This is a genomic window from Endozoicomonas sp. SESOKO3 (genome assembly GCF_024606255.1).
This window is the reverse complement of sequence record NZ_JAHHPR010000740.1, coordinates 1-2,091: the sequence shown is the minus strand read 5'-3', so window position 1 is coordinate 2,091 and position 2,091 is coordinate 1. Positions and strand designations below refer to the sequence as shown.

At 48.4% G+C, this 2,091-nt stretch carries 6 protein-coding genes; 3 read left to right on the top strand and 3 right to left on the bottom strand.

Annotated features, from left to right (window positions below; all coding sequences use genetic code 11):
* The 3 genes from KDK18_RS13050 to KDK18_RS13040 form a co-directional block, all read left to right on the top strand.
* The coding region (locus KDK18_RS13050) for an acetyl-CoA hydrolase/transferase C-terminal domain-containing protein (RefSeq protein ID WP_306670936.1) at nt 1–261 on the top strand (261 nt) is incomplete at its 5' end.
* 54 nt (nt 262–315) lie between these two features.
* On the top strand, nt 316–519 hold the full coding sequence (locus KDK18_RS13045) for a DUF2905 domain-containing protein (RefSeq protein WP_257255363.1): 204 nt from the start codon (nt 316–318) through the stop codon (nt 517–519).
* A gap of 16 nt (nt 520–535) precedes the next feature.
* Nucleotides 536–829: a hypothetical protein gene (locus tag KDK18_RS13040; RefSeq protein ID WP_257255362.1), complete on the top strand. Its 294-nt coding sequence runs from the start codon at nt 536–538 to the stop codon at nt 827–829.
* Here KDK18_RS13040 and KDK18_RS13035 read toward each other — a convergent pair.
* Genes KDK18_RS13035 through KDK18_RS13025 form a run of 3 tightly spaced genes read right to left on the bottom strand, consistent with a single transcriptional unit; the run spans nt 795 to nt 1,642 of the window.
* Entirely contained in the window at nt 795–1,091 is a 297-nt protein-coding gene (locus tag KDK18_RS13035; RefSeq protein WP_257255361.1) for a DUF6482 family protein, read from the bottom strand. The genes KDK18_RS13040 and KDK18_RS13035 overlap by 35 nt on opposite strands.
* 9 nt (nt 1,092–1,100) lie before the next feature.
* Nucleotides 1,101–1,445: a hypothetical protein gene (locus KDK18_RS13030; RefSeq protein WP_257255360.1), complete on the bottom strand. Its 345-nt coding sequence runs from the start codon at nt 1,443–1,445 to the stop codon at nt 1,101–1,103.
* A gap of 59 nt (nt 1,446–1,504) precedes the next feature.
* Nucleotides 1,505–1,642 (bottom strand): hypothetical protein, encoded by a 138-nt coding sequence (locus tag KDK18_RS13025; RefSeq protein ID WP_257255359.1) that lies wholly within the window; start codon nt 1,640–1,642, stop codon nt 1,505–1,507.
* Nucleotides 1,643–2,091: the final 449 nt, after the last annotated feature.

The window sequence follows — 2,091 nt, the reverse complement described above, 5'->3', positions numbered from 1 at the left end:
GGTGGCAAGTCCTTTATCGCCCTGTCGTCTGTTTTCAAAGGCAAAAACGGTCTGGAATCCCGTATTCAACTGACCCTGCCCGCCGGAACTCCGGTGACCACACCACGCAGTGACGCTATGTTCATTGTGACAGAGTACGGTGTTGCCGACGTGCACAACAAGTCACTGAAAGATCGTACTGCGGCCCTGATTGCAATCTCTCATCCGGACTTTCGCGAGACCCTCACCATTGAGGCCCGTGAAGCGGGTCTGATCGACTAAAGCGGACATTTTATCCTATTCTGAAATCCTATATTGCCAAGCAAAACCGTTACCATGGTAAAGCTGTTGATTTTCGTGGGTCTGGTTCTGGTGTCCCTTGGACTGATTCTGCATTTTGCGCCAGGGCTGTTGAAATGGTTTGGTCACCTTCCCGGTGACCTCCATTGGAAGAGTAATGACTTTCAGGTCTTCATTCCTGTCACCTCAATGATTATCATCAGTGTGTTATTGACACTAATCATCCAACTATGGCGCTGAATGGAGGGAGGAAGTGATGCAGTCACACTATCTTCTGACAGGGTTAACCATCGGCTTGCTTCTGACGGGGTGTTCTGCTTTTAAAGGGTCAGAAAAAAAGTCGATGTGTTCCGAAAGCTGGTATGAGTTTGTAGAGTCGATACTATTCACTGGTGACTCCATGGGTCACGGCCCTGATCTCGGCTCTCCGGAGTGGCGTTCCGTTGTGGAGTTCAGGCTGGATCTACGAGATCAGGGCCTGTTACCTGATCGATCAAGTGATCGCTGGTGCGAGGCTATCGATCAATTTTTGAAAGCCCATGACGAATAGTTCTACCTTCGCGGTAATCCCCTGAGCTGATCATTTCGTCGTAGGTTGTAGACATGACCATATCCAGCTGATCCGACAGATATTTGCCTAACGTGTATTTGGCCTCAAAGATGCTGTGAAAGACCTTGGGTTTTTTTTCGGCACGCTCGGTAAGCCACTCCTTATCGTTAATGCGGCATAGATAGATGTCACCCTCAGCCGAGATCAATTCCAGGTGGGTCGGCTTCCGGCGAACAATGGCAGTCAGCGTTTTCAGATTCATAAGCTAGCCTCACGAGTGTTTTTTGAGAATCCATGATCCCTTAAATGGGTTGTCTAACCTCTGGCTTCTGCCAGCCGGTTCCGCCTCAGGGATGTGTTGTGCAATCACATGCATCAGTTTTGAAAGGGAGTCAGGTTCAACATCCAGCATGACCACACTTCCACCCTGCTCTATGTGATCATGGAAAGGTTGAAGCCTGAAGTTGTCACTGGAAGCTCCGATCAAACCTCCCAGCCAGGTGGAGTAACCCAGTACCACCAGGCAAGAGAAAAAGGTAACGACTGAGGCAACGGGATGTCCCTCCGTTAACTCATGAACCGAGAGTCCGGTCAGAACTGTCAGCAGGATGCCCACGAGAAACCCTCGTCCACCCGAGTGGACAGTGTCGTATTCCTCGAGGAAGGACAGATCATTCAGATGTTTTTTTGCGTAGCCAGATGATCTTTGTGAGCGATGTGGATCCGGTTGTGGTTAACCCCTTCAGCTTCTGCAAGATCGTTCAACTTTTGGGCGAAGGAGAGGTCAGGCAGACGATAGAGTACTCTTAACATACAAAACACCTTTCTTCGGTGATTAATTAAGGTCTCAAAACCCAATGTTAGAGCGTTTACGCATAATTAGCGAATTTGGATCATATGGAAAGAATCAGGACTTTATAACGCACCTCTCTCTTACTAACTCTTTGAAGGCTCAATCAGCCAGAGACAGATAACCGTTTTTTTCGCCAGACCATCACAATTTCCAATTTTAGCGGCTCAGAGAAAGGTAGAGAGCAGACCTGGCGTTCACTCTGCGCAACGAGCCTCCGGCAGAGGCACATAGCAAGGTTGTCTTCATATAACTTTATTCTCACACTGGCTTCAAATTCAACGTTTGCTTTAACCGTGAGGCAAAGCTGAGTGAGGTGGAGGGGTAGAACCCGGGAACGAACGGGAAGAATTTGTCAGACACGGTTGCCGGATTGTTATGAACTTTATGGTGAATGAACTCTCTAAGAATA